We start from the raw sequence: 16,974 nt of genomic DNA, 5'->3' as shown, positions 1-16,974 counted from the left end.
GTATGAAAAACTTAACAGCGCATCAGGAATATTTACTGCTCGGCAAAGTGAGTAATACACTGAGTGAACAGGAATCGGAGGAATGGGAACAAATGGTACAGCATGTACCGGAAGTTGCCATCGCCTACGAACAGTTCATGCAACAGTTGCCTGCCGGTGACGTAGCCGGTCGTTTCAGCTATGTGGACGAGCCGGGTTACTGGGACGACCTTACGGCGTCTTTCAAAGAACCGGCCAGGATCCGGCGTTTGCCTTTCGGGCGCCGCCGTTGGGTGGCTGCCGCTATCGCAATCGGTGTGCTTGCCGGCTCAGCGCTGCTGTGGAACAATCTACGGAAACAGGATACGGCAACGAATATGGCCGCCACTGCCAAACCCGGTGTAGAATTGCGGTTGGCCGATGGCAGCGTGGTCAACCTTTCGCGGCAACAGGGAAACATCCAGACCGGTGCCACGCAACTCAACAATACCAATAAACGCCTGACTTATTCCTCCAGCGATGCAGACGCTTCCGTCATCAATATCCTGACTGTTCCGGTAGGGCTGGATTACAAGATCAGTCTGGCCGATGGAACGGAGGTATGGATGAATTCCGCCACCGAGCTGAAATTCCCGCTGGCTTTTCCAGATGCTACCCGCGAGGTAAGTATAAACGGGGAAGCATACCTGAAGGTGGCCAAAGATCCAGCCAAGCCCTTTATTGTTCATTTGCCCAACAGCACGGTACAGGTGCTTGGTACCGAATTCAATGTCAATACTTATGATCCCGGAACGGCAAAAGTAGCGCTCATTGAAGGCGCTGTCAACATGCGGTCGCTTTCCGGGGAAAGTACGCTGGCTCCGGGCAGGCAAGCGATTTACCAGGACGGACAAGCCATTCAGCAACGAACTTTTGATGCGAAGGTTGTATTGGGCTGGCAAAAAGGACTGTTCTTTTTCGATGAAATGCCGCTGAAGGAAATTGCGAAGGTAGTGCCGCGCTGGTTTGGCATGCAGGTGATCATCGATGATCCGGCTATCAGCGATAAAAAATTTGTGGGCGTGCTGGACCGGAACCAACCTATTTCCGCTTTCCAGGACGATTTGAAGCTCATTGCCGGCATTGATTCTTATGTGGATAAGGATAATGTGCTGCATTTCAGATAGTCCCCTGAAGCCATCCGCTGTAAATCGTGCCAGGAACATGGCTTCAGGCGCTGCCGCCGCCTGCTAAAAAAGGATAAGCTAACCAGGAGGAGTACTTATTTCGATTTATCCCAGAGCTTATTCATGACTACCTGCTGCATCACCTGCTCCCGGTAACTGCGGCTGACGGGGATGCGGTGTGTGCCGATAACGATCTCATTGCCCTGGATGCTTTCTATCTTGTTCACGGATACAATGTAGGACTTGTGCACCCGGATGAATAACTGATTATTTAAATAGTTTTCCTCCAGCGTTTTCAGATAATGCATCGTTATATATTTACCTCTTCTGGTATGAATGGTAATATAATTTTGCATTCCTTCTACATACAAAACATCATCGAAATAAACCTTTTCATACTTCGTACCGCATTTTACAAAGAAGTAATCCGCTGTCCCGCCCGCGGGGGAAACATCTGAAGTATGGTTTTTCTTCAGCAAATGGTAGTAGTCCCTGGCTTTGGTGGCAGATTGAAAGAACCTGTCAAACGTAACCGGCTTCAGTAAATAATCCAGCACATTCAACTGAAATCCCTCCAGGGCATATTCAGGGTAGGCGGTGACAACAATGACCATAGGCGGATGCTGCATCGTTTTCAGAAAGTTAAGCCCATTTATCTTCGGCATCTGGATATCGAGGAAGATCAGGTCAACGGTCTGCTGCGGCGGCAGCGTACTATATTCAACCGCGCTTTCACAGGTAGCTGCAAGCGTTAAAAAGCTGATATCACGTACATAGCCGGCCATGCCATCCCTGGCTAAAGGCTCATCGTCTATTATTGCACAGTTGATCATGTATAAATATTTTCAGGTTGAGATAGCCGGGTGTTCATCGGGACTACAGCCAGTTCGGAAAGCTGCAACCGCAATCTGACAGCATAACTGTATTGCCGGCGTTGTATATCCAGTTCATATTTTTCCGGATAGACTAGGTCCAGGCGCCTTTGTACATTTTTCAAACCGATACCGTTGCTCGCGGTCATGGGTGTATAGGTATCGTATGAAGTACTGTTCTCCACAAAAAAGTCCAGTTGTTCCTGATAGATATCCAGTTTAATGGTGATCCAGTTGGGCTGACCAGGATGTTTTGAAACATGTTTAAACGCGTTCTCCACAAAGGTCATCAATATAAAAGGGGCAATGCCCAAATGATCTGCCGGTGTATCGCTCACCTGAAAATCAACTTTAATACTGTTATTCAAGCGCAGCCTTTCCAGTTCAATCGAATTTTCGAGGTAAATGACCTCCCTGCTTAGCGGTATTTGCCTGTCATTACATTCATACAATTGATACCGCAAAAGTTCCGAGAACTTGGCCAGTGAAACAGAGGCTTTATCCGGGTTTTTATGGATCAGGAAAAATATGGAATTGATGGTATTGAACAGGAAATGCGGGTTGAACTGGTTCTTCAAAAAATTCAGTTCTGTTTCCAGTTTTTCCTTTTCCAGCATTTGTTGTCTTCTCTTTGTCTGTATCCAGTTTTTCGTCAGCTTTATACTCATCGCCAGGGTCATACTGGCTAAAGTAGAGGGCAAAGCCACACTATAAAAATAATAGAGGCAGTAAATGCCCGGGCCGTAGATGGCTTCGAAGCTTTTGCCGGTGATCAGGGCACTCAGGTAGTACCCTCCTACAATAAGGGAAGCGGCACAAAGTATGGTAATGAGCAGATAAGCGATATACAGGGCAAATCTCCCTTTTTCAAGAAACCGGGGAATCAGGTAGTACAGGTTGAAATAAACCGCTATGGCCTGGAAGAGCACATACCCGGCAAATTTGATCGCATACGGCAACAAAAGCATGGCGCTGGCGGCCTTTAATGGATTTCCCACTGCGATCACAGCCCACAGATAGTGATACAGGCACCAGAAAGGTAAATGGTGAAGTTTATATTTTATCAGCCAATGCTGGCCTGTTTTTCCCAGTGACATATGAAAAGTCCCTTCTCTTAAAGATACATTGATTCCCTATTATTAAAACGGACGCCTCCCTGAACGGCTCAAATAATTGACCATCGACCAACTTATGTATATAAACGGGAGCAAATCATGTATTTCCCGGCTATACCCTGCAATGCTGCGTTTCATCAATTATGTGATACCGGTGGTCAGTAAGATTTTTATACATAGCCGGGTGTTGATTGCTTTGCATGGTATGCTGCGCTGTACCGGCATTTTTGATCACAGGAAAAACAATAGTATGAGGGCTTTACGCTATAGTTTGCTATGCTGCTGCTTTTTTCACCCTGCTTTTGGCCAGGTAGCCGGAAAACTCGTCCGATCAGACGGTCAGCCTGCCCCTTATGTAAATGTACTGTTGCTGGACGGAGCCGATTCCACCCTCGTAAAAGCCGTGGTGACAAATGAAAATGGCACTTACTTCATCGGGAACGTGCGGCCGGGTGGCTATTTACTTCGCTTTAGCGGTATCGGATATGAAACCTCGCATTCTTCCGGCTTTCAGCTGAGCGCCGCCGAAAAAAGCATGGATTTAGGTGTACTGGTAATGAAGGAGGTATCCAGGGAATTGAAAGAAGTAGTAATACGGGCGGAAAAACCATTGTTTCAACAGCAGGTGTACGGGACCGTGGTAAATGTGGAAAGCAGTGTGTTATCCAAAGGCAGCTCCGCACTTGAATTACTGGAGCGGTCTCCCGGAGTGTTTATCGATCGCCGGGATAACAATATTGTGCTGAACGGAAAAAATGGCGTCATGGTTATGATCAATGGCAAGATGATGCGCGTATCCGTTGACCAGGTAATTACAATGTTAAACGGTATGAGTGCAAACGATATCGAAAAAATTGAACTGATGACAACACCGCCTGCGCGGTATGACGCAGAAGGAAGCGCCGGCCTGATCAACATCGTTTTAAAGAAGAACAGGAACCAGGGTTCTTTTTCCCTAACCGGCGGTTACGGATGGGGAGAAAAAGAAACGGCCAGCTTTAACATTGCCCGAGGCATTGGCAATTCCACCTTGTATGCAGCTTATGCTTATTCGCACGACAGGACCTTTGTGGACTGGTTTGCTACTGCCACAGATTACGTACCGGTATTGGGCGGGCAAACTTCGTCTGCTTTTTCAAGCGAAATAAAACCCATCCGCAATAGTCATCATGCTACCCTGGGTTTTGATACCCGTTTTACTCCCAAATTAACAGCAGGGGGCAGCCTTACGTTCAATAACAATCATACGGCCGAAAACATCACAAACCATGCGGAATATAGTGTGGAACCAGATAAACAGTATGTGCTGGACGCTGATATCAACGGATCAGGCAATTGGAACAACCTGCTCAACTCGGTGTATATTGAAAAGAAGATAAACGACAAGGAACAGATCAACTTCGACATGGATTATCTCCTCTATGAGAATAAAAAGCCCACCAATGCGTACAGCGTTTTTGGCGATGAGAACGGCAACAGGCCGGGAACTAATGATACCCTGTTTTCTCCCTATCAAAGGGCCTCTTCCAATTCGACAATAAAGATAGGCGTTGCCAAATTCGATTATACAAGGCAGTTGAGTCCTTTGCTGAAACTGGAATCGGGCCTTAAGGGCACTTACACCCGGAATGTGAGTTTATCCGGTGTTGAAAGCCTGGTTAACGGCGATTGGGTCAGCAGGCCGACCACAGTGAATAATATCATGATGAAAGAAAGCATAGCGGCAGGTTATGTATCGCTCTCCATGCAATTGAAACCTTCCCTGAGCGTAAACGTAGGTGCCAGGTATGAATACTCGCATACCCGGATAGATGAACCTGATACCAAACAGCTGGTGACCGAACGGAAGCTGGGGAAACTTTTTCCAACGCTTTTTGTTTCCTGGAAAATGAAAGAACGGTCGGCATTGCAACTGTCGTACACCAAACGCATCAGTCGCCCATCCTATAACGATCTTGCTTCGTTTGTGGTATATACCGATCCTACATCGGTGGAAACAGGCAACAGCCTGCTAAGGCCAACGATCACCAATAACCTGAAGCTGGGTTACAATTATGCGGGGTATTCGTTTGCTGTTTTATTCAGTCGGGATGACTATCCCATTGCACGCACCCAGATGGTATCGAATGCCGCCGGTGATCTGCTGGTGCTGTCGCCGCAAAACGTCCGGTATCAAAACAATCTTGCTGTACAAACAAACCTTCCGTTCAAGATCGGCAACTGGTGGAGCATGCATTATGATTTTTCCGGCGCCTGGCGAAAATTCAGGCTGGAGCATACGCCTCAACCCGCTGAAAAAAGCTACTTCGCATACTCGGTTAATTTTAGTGAGACCTTCATGCTCCCGAAAAGCTTTTCCCTGGAAGTATCCGGCTGGTACAATTCGCAGATGTATAACGGATCAAAGAAAGTAGACGGGTTTGGCGCCATAAACGGCGGCATTAAAAAAGTATTGGATAAAAATATGGGAGTGCTTCAGCTGACCGTGCAGGATATATTCCGCACCATGCGTATCACCAGTTATTTCGGTACGGTGACCGAAGAGGTTTTTGATTTAAGAAGCCGTGTGCCGTTCAGTGCGGAATCTACCAGGTTTCCTATCTTTAAAATTACCTATACCCGTTCTTTTGGTACCGGTGGCGGGAAAGGGAGAGGCGAGCGTAGCGGTTTGCGGGAGGAGAGGGAGCGGATTGTGCATTGAATATATGAATGGCAAAAATCCCTTAAATTGCAGTGCATTTTTTCCAATACCTGTAAGACAATAATTCCGCCACGCGGTGTCGTAGCCTCGTAAATCTGATCTGTGAAGTACTGGTCTGTTTGATGTTTGTTATTCGTAATGTCAATCTAAAATAGACAACCGGTTTTTAAATCCCCTTTTTAGCTTTTGTTACAAATTTTCATAAATTACACCCGTAAATCTATGAACTATGCACATGCGGCTAAAATCCCACAATGAGATGATATTCTCGCCTGGAGCATTTGTGAAGCTGTTTGAGCGAGAAAGAGCATCGATAGTATCCGCTAAATTCATACCTCCCCGCTTGGGAAGTAATGAAGTTGGCGGGCATGTTCGGGTTGTTTTAAAACCCGGATTCAAGTATGGCCCAAAATTCCCCGCAACGAAATAATCAACCCGCTAATTTAAGTGAGCAATCAATAAAGGATTTCCTGGACCTGCAAAGAGAGGAGTTAAAGCTTCGTCAGCAGGAAAACGAAATCCGAAAGATTGATCTGCTGCAAAACTACGAGCTATCGAAAGAAGGCTTGAAACAACAAGGCGAATACATTTAGAGTGCGCCAAAATACGGCCTTCACAACAGGATTTTATTGGCAATTTTCCTGACCGTTGTTCTGCTTATTGTTTCCGGGGTATTGTTGTATTGCGTTTATCTCGGGAAGGAGGAAATTGCATTGCGTATTCTGGAACTCGTAGCGATAGCAATAATCAGCGGCGGTGGAGGATATGCGTGGGGAAAGAGCCATGCTAAAAGCAGTGACAAACCGAAAGTGGAGATCGTGGAGGATTGAAATTTTCAACTAATTAAGCATCCCTAAAACACAAAGGAGCTATTTCTCTAAGAAATAACTCCTTCAATTTCAGTGTGTGCGGAAGAGGAGATTCGAACTCCCAAGCCCTTTCAGGCACTACCACCTCAAAGTAGCGCGTCTACCAATTTCGCCACCTCCGCGGGTGATTAAGGAGTGCAAAAATAAATTCTTTTTAAGAATAAGCAAATTTTATTTCCGGAGCCATATCCGGAACGTCGTGCCTTTGTTGACTTCCGACCATTTTACGGACAGCCGTCCCTTATGATAATCCCGGATGATCCGCTTGGCCAGGGAGAGCCCCAGCCCCCACCCTCTCTTCTTGGTGCTGAAACCGGGATGGAAGATCTTGTCGTGGTACGCTTTGGGAATACCTTTGCCGGTATCCGTCACATCAATGGTGATATGGGTGGGGTGATTTTCAATCTGTACCGTGATCTCCCCCGTCCCTTCCATGGCATCCAGGGCATTTTTCAGCAGGTTTTCCACCACCCAGTCGAACAATGGCGGCGAGATCATGGCTGCCACATCCTGCTCCTCCGATTCCAGCCGGAACTGCACTTTCTGCGGCGCCCGTTTCCGGATGTACGCCACCATAGTGGCCACCTGCTCCACGATATTCCGTTCCTCCAGGCTGGGCACACTGCCGATCTTCGAAAAACGGTCGGTGATCAGCTTCAAACGGTCTACATCCTTGGCCATTTCCGTTACCATCGGCACGATCTCCTCCCGCTCTTTCAATATTTCCAGCCAGGCTTCCATAGATGACAAAGGCGTTCCCAACTGGTGCGCCGTTTCCTTGGCCATCCCCACCCAAACCAGGTTCTGGGTGGCCCGGTTGGTGGAGGACAGTGCAAACAGCACGACCCCGATGAATAGCGCCACCACCAGCAATTGTATATACGGATAATACCTCACCTGTCTCAGGATCAGCGAATCCCCGTAATAGATGTAGTAATTGGTCTTGGCATCCACCGCCATAATGAAGGGCGGGTGCTGCTTCCTGAAATCTTCCAGCTCGTTTTGCAGATAATAGTTATTATCCGCAACGGCGGCTGAATCCAGGTTACGATGGTCGATGATGTTGCCATGATCATCGGTGAGGATAATGGGGATGGTGGTATTCGTGCGGATGATCTCCACAGCCAGGTTAAGGTTTGCATCCGGCGAAGCTTTCAGCAGCTCCTGGTTGGCTTCCACCCAGGTGGCTACCTTTTTCGTTTCTTCCTGCTGGATCTTTTCGGACAAGTTGTTCACAAACCATATGGTAGTTACAATAATAACTACGGCCACAGCCACAAGGGAAAATTTCCAGCCTATATATTGTCTAAACATCTGCCTGATAATAAAGCTACAATCAACCTGACTGTTAACTATCAACTAAATTAGTAATATTCGGAGGCTTTGTTGCATATTTGCAACGCTAAAATTCGTCACGGACTAAAACGAAACTCTTTTGTCAAAATTGCCTTCGGTAGCGGTTGTTATATTGAACTGGAACGGCAGGGCTTTCCTCGAAAGCTTCCTTCCTTCCGTTTGCGCTTCCGTGTATGATGGCAGTCTGGATATCTATGTGGCCGACAATGCTTCTACGGACGACAGCGTTGCTTTTGTGGAAACGCACTTCCCGGCCGTAAAGATCATCCGCAACAGCAGCAACAGCGGCTTTGCCGGTGGGTACAATGAAGCGCTGGAGCATGTAAAGGCCGATATCTTTGTGTTGCTGAACCAGGATGTGGAAGTGGAACCGGACTGGATCAACCCGGTGATCAGCAAAATGATGGAAGACCCGTCCATCGCGGCCTGCCAACCCAAACTCAGGGCTTTCAGCGAGCGGGACAGCTTTGAATATGCCGGTGCGGCCGGGGGATGGATGGATATCCTGGGGTACACCTTCTGCCGCGGCAGGATACTTTATACGATCGAAAAGGACAAGGGTCAGTACGATACGGAGCAGGACATTTTCTGGGCCACCGGTGCGGCCCTGTTCATCCGTTCCGACCGTTTTTTTGAAGTAGGCGGATTTGATCCGTATTTCTTCGCTCATATGGAGGAAGTAGACCTTTGCTGGCGCCTGCAACGCGCGGGGTACCGCATTACCTATTGCCCGGGATCCGTTGTCTATCACGTTGGCGGGGGCAGCCTGCCGCAGGGTAATCCCCGCAAGCTGTACCTCAATTTCCGGAACAACCTGATCATGTTATGCAAGAACCTGCATTTCGATGAACAATGGATCATCCTGTCCCAACGGCATGTGCTGGACCTGCTGGCGGCATTCAAAAGCCTCGTCTCCGGCAAGCCCCGGGACATGGCCGCGATCTTCCGCGCTTACCGGGATTATTACCGCTGGCGCAGAACGAAAGAAAAGAGCTACAACGATACTTTTCCCCGCAAAAAACTATACGACCTCAAAGGCGTTTTCCGGGGCATTATGATCTGGCGTTACTATTTCCTGAACAAACGGACGTTCAGCTCACTGACGCAATGGAAAAAACAGCGGAACTAAGCCCTTTCAACGTAAATATCCACCCAGGACACTCCCTAAAACACGGCCGGAATATTTGGACTTTGCGGATTTACTTTGTAAGTTTGCGTTGCGAAAAAAATACATATGGAGCATACAGTTGAAAATAAGAATGATTTTACCCGTGATTGGGTGTCTTCCTCCCGTTTCCTGTTTTACATAAAACTTGCCTGTATTCTGGCATTTGTATTGGGCGGTTGCTACAAACTTTATGAGCATCGTTATAAAGGGGCGCCGAAAGTAGCTGTGCCTGAAAGCAGCCTGTACGAGCCGAAGTATAAATAATATTAATATTACTTGGTATATAGTGCCGCACCTTGAAGGTGCGGCTTTTTTTATTCCGGAAAGCAATAGGGATTGCCCCGTCCTGAAAAAACCTTACCACTGAAGTAGTTGATCCGCTTTATGCTTGATTCTAAAATCCCTCAAGAATTTAACTTGATCCGATAAATTGCCTTACAGGTAACGGCACACAGCAACAAAAAAAGGTGCGCCATCTGCTGACACACCTTTTTTACTTTTCTGAGCGGAAGACCGGGCTCGAACCGGCCACCCCGACCTTGGCAAGGTCGTGCTCTACCAAATGAGCTACTTCCGCATTTGCCGTTTTGGGATTGCAAAAATAGGAAAGAGTTTGAAATCAGCAAATAAAATTTCAAATACTGCCGTAAAACTTTATCATTGTACATTCATTCAGCCAGACATATTACACCATATCATGAAGCAATACCTTCTCTATGGCGCACTGCTGTTGGCAGCCTGTGGACCCGGCCGGCAACAGCAGGAAAATAAAGGATCATCCGCAAACCAGCCTGCTATCAGGAGCGCGGAACACTTCGGTGCGGATGTTGCATTCCTTAAAAGACATGTGGAAACGATCATACTGAAAGACAGCACCAGCAATGCCGCTATAGCCATTGTGCCGGCCTGGCAGGGCCGGGTGATGACCAGCACTGCTGCCGGGGATACCGGCCGCAGTCTCGGCTGGGTGAACCATGCCCTGATCGAAAGCGGCGAACTGCAACCCCATATGAACGCCTATGGAGGGGAAGACCGCTTCTGGCTGGGACCGGAAGGCAGCCGCAACAGCTTTTATTTCGAACCGGGAGATACGTTTGACTTCGCACACTGGCAGGTGCCCGCTCCCATCGATACGGAACCTTTCACCGTGGCAGGCCGGTCCCCACACACGGTTTCCTTTGAGCGGACCATGCAGCTCACCAATTACAAGGGCAATACATTCCATATAAAGGTCAACCGTACCATAACGCTCATCGCGCGGAGGGATGTCCGCAATTACATCGGGACGGACCTGCACAGAAGCGTTCAGGCGGTGGCCTTTCATTCCGCCAACACCATCAGCAATGCCGGCACGCAAAAATGGGACACGGCATACGGCATGCCTTCCGTCTGGATACTGGGCATGTTCGCGGCATCGGGACAGAACACGGTCGTTATACCGATACGCAACAAGGGAAAAGTGAACACCAATTATTTCGGGGCCATTCCGCCGGAACGGCTGAAAACGGGTGAGAAGATCGCTTATTTCAAGGCTGATGCGAAATACCGCAGCAAGATAGGACTGCAGCCGAACGCCTGTTACAACTACCTGGGCAGTTATGACGCGGCCAACCGGCTGCTCACCATTGTGCAGTTTACCTTGCCGCTGGGCAGGAACCTGTATGTAAATTCATCGTGGGACACCCTTTCCCCGCCTTTTGGCGGCGATGTGATCAACGCCTATAACGATGGCATTCCCGGCGAAGGCCTGCCGCAGCTGGGCCAGTTCTTTGAACTGGAAAGCTCCTCACCGGCGGCTGGACTAAAGCCCGGAGGGCGGCTGGAACATTATCACCGCACCATTCACCTGCAAGGAGAGGAAAAACGGCTGGCCCCTGTGGTGCAACAGCTGTTCGGGGTATCGCTGGCCGAGATCAAAAAGGCCTTGTAGGGCCAAGGAGGGCCATTGTTGTTCAACTCCCGAGGCGCCGCCGGGATCAAAAAAGGCCCTGCAGGCCAACGACAGCATTGTTGCTCAATTCCCGAGGCGCCGCCGAGGTAAAAGGCCCTGCGGGGCTATAATGCCCTGATCTCCAGGTTATAGATATCTTTCAGCCGCAGCAGGCAAAGGTCCAGGCTGGCTTTGGGAATACCAATTTCCATACTGCAGAACAGCTGTATATCCTGTGACAGCACGGTGCAGTTGTGCTGCTTCACCACCATCATCACATCATTCAATATGGTATAGTCAAATGTCAGCCGGTACCTGGCCTCTACATTTTTCTGCACGGCCGGGATCAGTTGTAGCACCAGCGCGGCTGACATCTTGTAGGCATTGATGAGGCCGGGAACGCCTAACAGCGTACCGCCGAAATACCTGACCACCACTACCAGCACGTCCGTCAGCTGTTTGCTGTCGATCTGCCCGAGAATGGGCTTACCGGCGGAACCGGAAGGTTCTCCGTCGTCCACAGCGCGAAATTGCAGCCCGTCTGTCCCGAGCCGGTAGGCATAACAGTGGTGGGTGGCTTTGGGGTGTTCTTTCTTCACGTCCTGCAGGCACTCTTTTACCTGTTCGGTGGATTTTACGGGGTAGGCATATGCGAGGAATTTGCTGCCCCTGTCCTTGAACTCCGCTACTGCTTTCTTCTCAATCGTATAATAAACTTCCATTGTCAGGTTGATGAGGATGCGGGAACATATACGGCGATCCTGTCGCCATACAGTTCCATTTCATCCTGTAGTGAGGCGCCTGTGATGACTGGCGCGGCGATGCCGTTGCCGAGGGTTTCCCGGCCGGTGATCACGCGTGCTTCGTCCCAATAGCCGCTGTTGATGAATTGTTGCAGCAGGTAGGTCCCTCCTTCCACGATGATGCTCTGGATATCGGCGGCATGCAATTGCGGCAACAGCTGCGGAATGATATCACGGTTGAAATCCAGTTGTATGAACGTAACGCCGTCCGTGGCCTGTTCCGTCACAAAAATGGTCGGCGCCGCGGCATCACGGAGCTGATAATGCGGCGGCGTCTGCATTTTCCGGTCTATCACGATGCGTACGGGGCTTTTTCCCGGCCATAGCCGTGTGGTCAGCCCCGGATTATCCTGCAGGGCCGTTTTTGTGCCCACCATGATCCCCATTTCCTGGCTTCGCCATTGATGCACCAGCCTGTCCGTATAACCGTTCGATATCCTTACCGGCTGCCCTCCGGGCAGGGCTACATAGCCATCCCGCGATTCCGCCCATTTCAGGATGATATAAGGGCGTTTTTTCTCATGGAAAGTGAAGAACCGTTTGTTGATGCTCCGGCATTCTGCTTCGAGCACACCGGTGATCACTTCAATACCGGCATCCTGCATATGTTTGATCCCTCTTCCGGCCACGGCGGAGAAGGAATCGATACAGCCCACTACCACCCGCGGTATCCGGCGGGAGATGATCAGGTCCGCGCAGGGCGGGGTTTTACCGTGATGCGAGCAGGGTTCCAGGCTCACGTACAGGGTGGACCTGGGAATGAGGCTCTCCTGGTCCCCCGGCACACTGTTCACACAATTCACCTCGGCATGCGCCTGCCCGAATATTTTATGGTACCCTTCCCCGATGATCCTGCCTTCATGGACCAGCACAGCCCCCACCATCGGGTTGGGAGCCACCTGACCCATACCTGTTGCCGCCAGTTGCAGGCAGCGCCGCATAAAAATTTCGTGGGAAATGCTGTCCATGAATGCGTTTGAAATAATATGTTTGCAAAAATATCGTTTCAGCGGCTAATTTTCGCTGTTCATCCAAATATCATGACCATTCAATCAGCATTTGCCGGCATCACCACAGCTATCAGGCCCATGTACGATGCCCGCGAGGCCTCCAATATTGCGCACCTGGTAATGGAGCATATTACCGGGCTAGGGAAGCTGGACCGGATCATCCATAAAGACGGAGACCTCCTTCCCGCACAGGAAACCCTGTACCATCAGGCATTGGAAGCGTTGCTGGAACACCGGCCCGTACAACATATCACCGGAAAAAGCTGGTTTTACGGGATGGAGCTGACCGTCAGTGAACAGGTGCTCATCCCCCGCCCTGAAACGGAGGAACTGGTAGAATGGGTGCTGCTCGATCATCCCTGCCAGCCGGCCTGGCGCCTGCTGGATATTGGTACCGGCAGCGGTTGCATTCCCATCGCCCTGAAAAAGCAATGGCCGGCAGCCGATATCTGGGGCCTGGACGTGAGCACCGCCGCATTGTCTGTTGCAACGCGCAACGCCGGCATCCAGCATACGCCCGTACGGTTCGTACACCAGGATATACTTTCCTCCGATGCCGCACAGGTACTGCCATCCTTCAACATCATCGTCAGCAATCCACCCTATATCTGCGAAAACGAAAGGCCTGGCATGCGGCAGCAGGTACATGCCTTTGAGCCGAACATCGCGCTCTTTGTACCGGATAATGATCCCCTGCTGTTCTACCGCCGCATCGCACAACTCGCGATGGAAAAACTGGAACCGGGCGGGATGTTGTATTTCGAGATCAATGAGGCCCTCGGGCAGGAAGTCTTATCCCTGCTGGAAAAAGTGGGTTTCACAGCAGTGGCCCTGAAACAGGATATGTTCGGGAAAGACAGGATGATACGGGCAACAAAAAAATAATGCCATAAAAAAAAGAGGCTGCATGATGAACGCAACCTCTTCTGTCAGCAAATACCTTATACTATCTTTTCGGTGCCGTATTTTGCGGGTTGGCCGTACCCAACACCGTTTTTGCGCCCAGTTCCCTTGCGATCTGCATTACACTCACCACCGCACTGATGGGAACGGATTCTTCGGCATTGATCACAATGGTCGGATCTACTTCATTGATGTTGATCTTCGGTACCAATGCCGCTCTCAGCTCTTCAAAATTCACTTTGTTCGTGCCCACATAGAACTGTTGCTTCGCATCGATGCTCACCACTACCGTCTGTTTTGCTTTGGTATTACTTTTGGCCTTCGGCAACATCAGCTTGATGACGTTGGGATTGGCCAGGGACGACACGATCAGGAAGAACAGCAGGAGGATGAACAGGATATCGTTCAACGCTCCGTTGTGCATTTCCGCATGTGCTGGTCTACGCCTCCGCAAATTCATACTTGTATCGATTACGATTAATAAATCCTATTTCGTTGGCTCCTGCAGAATGTCTATGAACTCTGCGGATGAATATTCCATCTTGTTGATCACCTTGTCGATCTGCGCATTCAGATAACTGTAGCCGATGTAGGCGATCAGGCCGATGATAAGCCCCGTTGCGGAGGTCACCATTTTCACGTAGATACCGCCTGCAATAGCGCCAAGTGTGATATCGGAAGTCTGCGAGATGTTGAAGAAGGTCTGGATCATACCGGCGATGGTGCCGAGGAACCCGAACATCGGCGCAATACCGGCGATGATGGAAAGAATGATGAGGTTCTTTTCCATTTTGTAGATCTCCAGCTTGCCTACGCTTTCCATTGATTTTTCGATATTGTCGATCGGCTTGCCCACACGTTGTATCCCTTTGTCGATCACCCTGGCGATGGGATTGTTGGTGTTCCTGGACAGGGAGCGCGCCGCATTGATATTACCGGAGGTAATATGGTCGCGGACCATCGGCATGAAATTGTCTTCCAGCCGTCCTGCCTTTCTGATGGTGATGAACCTTTCCACGAATACATATACCGCTATCACGGAAAGAACGCCCAGGGGGATCATCAGCGGGCCGCCCTTCACGATCATGTCCCATAATTTGATCTCCTGGGTTGCGGTTGCAGCGGCATCCACTCCTGCAGCCACTGTGTCGGCCCTGGGAAGTAAAAGAGAATCCTGCAAAAACGTAATTAGTCCTGGCAACATGTATTTAATTTTAACATTCGAATTTTATAAGGGGTCAAAGTAATAATAAAAACGGACTTCCCGTAAAATTATTATCAGCTTCTTTCCTCCCAAACCTGCACGAGATGAACGATGGTGTCCACCGCCTTTTGCATGTCCTGTATGCTCACGTATTCGTGTTTGCTGTGCAGCGCCATCTCTCCTGTGAAGATATTCGGACAGGGCAATCCCATGAAAGACAGGCGTGAACCGTCAGTACCGCCGCGGATGCTCAGGCGTAGAGGCTCGATCCCGGCGCGCCGGATCGCTTCCTCTGCATTGGCCACCACCTGCGGATACTTATCCAGTACTTCTTTCATATTGCGGTACTGCTCCGTTACCTTGAAAGTGGCGCTGGCGCCAGGGTAACGTTGCAGCACGGTTTCCATGATCTTGCGGAGATAAAATTCGTGACCTTCCAGCTCCGGCGTGGTAAAATCGCGTATGATAAAATCGAGTTCAGCTTTCTCCACCATTCCCTCCATGCGTACGGGATGAATAAACCCTTCCCTGTCTTTCGTGGTCTCCGGGGAAAGAATGTTCGCCGGCAGTTCCGCAAGGATAGCGGCGGCCACTTTGATGGCGCTCACCATTTTGCCATTGGCCGTTCCCGGATGGGTGCTGATGCCGCTGATGGAGATCTTTACGCTATCCGCCGAGAATGTTTCGTCTTCCAGGGAGCCGAGTTCCCCACCATCCATGGTGTAGCCGAACTGTGCGCCGAGCTGCTCCATGTTCAAATGCTCCACACCGCGGCCAACCTCTTCATCCGGGGTGAACAGGATGCGGATCCTGCCGTGTTTGATCTCCGGATGCTGCAACAGGTATTGTGCGGCATCCATGATCTCCGCTACACCGGCTTTATTGTCCGCGCCGAGAAGGGTGGTACCGCTGGCAGTAATGATATCATCGCCCTTTTTTCCGGCGAGATAAGGATGCTCCTTTGCCCGGATAACCTGGGCGGGATCATCCGGCAGCACAATATCGCCGCCGTCATATGCTTTATGCACAATGGGTTTTACATTAGCGCCGCTGCAATCGGGCGCTGTGTCCATATGCGCACAAAGACAGATCACCGGCACCTGTTTGGTAGTGGTGGCGGGTATGGTGGCATACACATATCCGTATTCACCGGTCATCGCGTCCGTGATGCCCATTTCCTGCAACTCCCTGACAAGCAGGGCAGACAGGTCTTTCTGCTTTGCGGTAGAAGGGAAAGTATTGCTGAGCGGGTCTGATTGCGTATCTATCTGCACATAACGCAGGAAGCGTTCGGAGACGGAGTAGGCATAATTTCTATCCATTGGCATATTGGTAAAAAGTAAAAATAAAGTAAAAAACGACACGCTGAAATTAAAAGCGAAAAGGGAAAGGTAAAACGGGCTGCGTTTTACCTTTCCCTCCATATATTTTTTACGTTCAATGCAAACTTAAACGATCTCCACCAGTTCGATGTCGAACACCAGCGGTTCGCCCGCGAGCGGATGATTGGCATCCAGTTTGATGAATTCACCGCTGATAGCGGCTACTTTCACCGGGAATACCTGACCTTGCGGATTGCTCATCTGCAGCTCCATACCTACTTCCGGATTCAGGTCCTCCGGTATATTCGCTTTTGGAAAATCCATGATCAGCTCTTCACTTTTGGGGCCATATGCTTCTTCTACCGGGATATTAAGGGTCCTCTTCTCCCCTATGGCCATTTCGAGCACACCATTATCAAAGCCCTTGATCACCATACCGGCGCCTACCTTGAACTCCAGGGGATCTCTGCCTTCTGAAGAATCGAAGGTGGTACCGTTGGTTAAACGGCCGTGATAATGAACCCGTACCGTATCTCCCGTCTTGACTTGTTGCATAAAAATAATTTAAAATGAGAC

Annotated in this window: 17 protein-coding genes and 2 tRNA genes; 8 read left to right on the top strand and 11 right to left on the bottom strand. The window is 49.7% G+C overall.

Features of this window, described 5'->3' with window-relative positions:
* Window positions 1–2: 2 nt before the first annotated feature.
* Window positions 3–1,145 (top strand): FecR family protein, encoded by a 1,143-nt coding sequence (locus FW415_RS11925; protein ID WP_148385144.1) that lies wholly within the window; start codon window positions 3–5, stop codon window positions 1,143–1,145.
* A gap of 95 nt (window positions 1,146–1,240) precedes the next feature.
* Here the strand turns inward: FW415_RS11925 and FW415_RS11920 are convergent, their stop codons facing one another.
* Both FW415_RS11920 and FW415_RS11915 read right to left on the bottom strand, forming a co-directional pair.
* The gene (locus FW415_RS11920; RefSeq protein ID WP_148385141.1) at window positions 1,241–1,978 is read right to left on the bottom strand and encodes a LytTR family DNA-binding domain-containing protein; all 738 of its coding nucleotides are present in this window, start codon (window positions 1,976–1,978) and stop codon (window positions 1,241–1,243) included.
* Window positions 1,975–3,114: a sensor histidine kinase gene (locus FW415_RS11915; protein ID WP_148385138.1), complete on the bottom strand. Its 1,140-nt coding sequence runs from the start codon at window positions 3,112–3,114 to the stop codon at window positions 1,975–1,977. Before FW415_RS11915 ends, FW415_RS11920 begins: the two co-directional genes overlap by 4 nt.
* Before the next feature lie 268 nt (window positions 3,115–3,382).
* Between FW415_RS11915 and FW415_RS11910 the strand changes: the two genes are divergently transcribed.
* From FW415_RS11910 to FW415_RS11900, 3 genes are all read left to right on the top strand, one after another.
* Window positions 3,383–5,833 (top strand): outer membrane beta-barrel family protein, encoded by a 2,451-nt coding sequence (locus FW415_RS11910; protein WP_168208784.1) that lies wholly within the window; start codon window positions 3,383–3,385, stop codon window positions 5,831–5,833.
* 401 nt (window positions 5,834–6,234) lie between these two features.
* Window positions 6,235–6,426 carry a hypothetical protein gene (locus tag FW415_RS11905; protein WP_148385134.1) on the top strand — a complete coding sequence of 64 codons (192 nt, stop codon included), beginning with the start codon at window positions 6,235–6,237 and terminating at the stop codon, window positions 6,424–6,426.
* Window positions 6,427–6,462: 36 nt separating this feature from the next.
* Window positions 6,463–6,663 (top strand): hypothetical protein, encoded by a 201-nt coding sequence (locus FW415_RS11900; RefSeq protein WP_148385131.1) that lies wholly within the window; start codon window positions 6,463–6,465, stop codon window positions 6,661–6,663.
* 77 nt (window positions 6,664–6,740) lie between these two features.
* Here the strand turns inward: FW415_RS11900 and FW415_RS11895 are convergent.
* Together FW415_RS11895 and FW415_RS11890 are read right to left on the bottom strand one after the other, a co-directional pair.
* Window positions 6,741–6,824, bottom strand: a tRNA-Leu gene (locus FW415_RS11895).
* A gap of 49 nt (window positions 6,825–6,873) precedes the next feature.
* Window positions 6,874–8,016, bottom strand: coding sequence for a HAMP domain-containing sensor histidine kinase (locus FW415_RS11890; RefSeq protein WP_148385129.1), 1,143 nt, complete (start codon window positions 8,014–8,016; stop codon window positions 6,874–6,876).
* Window positions 8,017–8,137: 121 nt separating this feature from the next.
* On the opposite strand from FW415_RS11890, the gene FW415_RS11885 reads away from it, so the two are divergent.
* Window positions 8,138–9,187: a glycosyltransferase family 2 protein gene (locus tag FW415_RS11885; protein WP_148385126.1), complete on the top strand. Its 1,050-nt coding sequence runs from the start codon at window positions 8,138–8,140 to the stop codon at window positions 9,185–9,187.
* A 105-nt stretch (window positions 9,188–9,292) separates the two neighbouring features.
* Window positions 9,293–9,490 carry a hypothetical protein gene (locus FW415_RS11880; RefSeq protein WP_148385124.1) on the top strand — a complete coding sequence of 66 codons (198 nt, stop codon included), beginning with the start codon at window positions 9,293–9,295 and terminating at the stop codon, window positions 9,488–9,490.
* A gap of 240 nt (window positions 9,491–9,730) precedes the next feature.
* On the opposite strand, the gene FW415_RS11875 is transcribed toward FW415_RS11880, so the two are convergent.
* Window positions 9,731–9,803, bottom strand: a tRNA-Gly gene (locus FW415_RS11875).
* Window positions 9,804–9,923: 120 nt separating this feature from the next.
* Here FW415_RS11875 and FW415_RS11870 point away from each other — a divergent pair.
* The gene (locus FW415_RS11870) at window positions 9,924–11,156 is read left to right on the top strand and encodes a DUF6786 family protein (RefSeq protein WP_148385121.1); all 1,233 of its coding nucleotides are present in this window, start codon (window positions 9,924–9,926) and stop codon (window positions 11,154–11,156) included.
* Between the two features lie 125 nt (window positions 11,157–11,281).
* Here FW415_RS11870 and FW415_RS11865 read toward each other — a convergent pair whose 3' ends face one another.
* Complete coding sequence (locus FW415_RS11865; RefSeq protein WP_148385119.1) at window positions 11,282–11,878, bottom strand: YigZ family protein; 597 nt, start codon at window positions 11,876–11,878, stop codon at window positions 11,282–11,284.
* A gap of 2 nt (window positions 11,879–11,880) precedes the next feature.
* Entirely contained in the window at window positions 11,881–12,927 is a 1,047-nt protein-coding gene (gene ribD, locus FW415_RS11860) for a bifunctional diaminohydroxyphosphoribosylaminopyrimidine deaminase/5-amino-6-(5-phosphoribosylamino)uracil reductase RibD (RefSeq protein WP_246859013.1), read from the bottom strand.
* Between the two features lie 72 nt (window positions 12,928–12,999).
* On the opposite strand from ribD, the gene prmC reads away from it, so the two are divergent.
* On the top strand, window positions 13,000–13,854 hold the full coding sequence (gene prmC, locus FW415_RS11855; RefSeq protein WP_168208783.1) for a peptide chain release factor N(5)-glutamine methyltransferase: 855 nt from the start codon (window positions 13,000–13,002) through the stop codon (window positions 13,852–13,854).
* A 61-nt stretch (window positions 13,855–13,915) separates the two neighbouring features.
* Here prmC and FW415_RS11850 read toward each other — a convergent pair whose 3' ends face one another.
* The 4 genes from FW415_RS11850 to FW415_RS11835 all read right to left on the bottom strand — a co-directional run bounded on the left by FW415_RS11850 (window position 13,916) and on the right by FW415_RS11835 (window position 16,953).
* Window positions 13,916–14,296 (bottom strand): biopolymer transporter ExbD, encoded by a 381-nt coding sequence (locus FW415_RS11850; protein WP_246859012.1) that lies wholly within the window; start codon window positions 14,294–14,296, stop codon window positions 13,916–13,918.
* A gap of 63 nt (window positions 14,297–14,359) precedes the next feature.
* Complete coding sequence (locus tag FW415_RS11845) at window positions 14,360–15,076, bottom strand: MotA/TolQ/ExbB proton channel family protein (protein WP_148385112.1); 717 nt, start codon at window positions 15,074–15,076, stop codon at window positions 14,360–14,362.
* A 74-nt stretch (window positions 15,077–15,150) separates the two neighbouring features.
* Window positions 15,151–16,398, bottom strand: a complete 1,248-nt coding sequence (gene pepT / locus FW415_RS11840) for a peptidase T (RefSeq protein ID WP_148385110.1) — start codon at window positions 16,396–16,398, stop codon at window positions 15,151–15,153.
* Window positions 16,399–16,524: 126 nt separating this feature from the next.
* The gene (locus FW415_RS11835) at window positions 16,525–16,953 is read right to left on the bottom strand and encodes a peptidylprolyl isomerase (protein WP_148385108.1); all 429 of its coding nucleotides are present in this window, start codon (window positions 16,951–16,953) and stop codon (window positions 16,525–16,527) included.
* Between the last annotated feature and the right edge of the window lie 21 nt (window positions 16,954–16,974).

It is taken from the genome of Chitinophaga sp. XS-30 (assembly GCF_008086345.1).
Classification (GTDB): domain Bacteria; phylum Bacteroidota; class Bacteroidia; order Chitinophagales; family Chitinophagaceae; genus Chitinophaga.
Note: the sequence above shows the minus strand (reverse complement) of the source record. Positions and strands in the feature narration are given on the sequence as shown.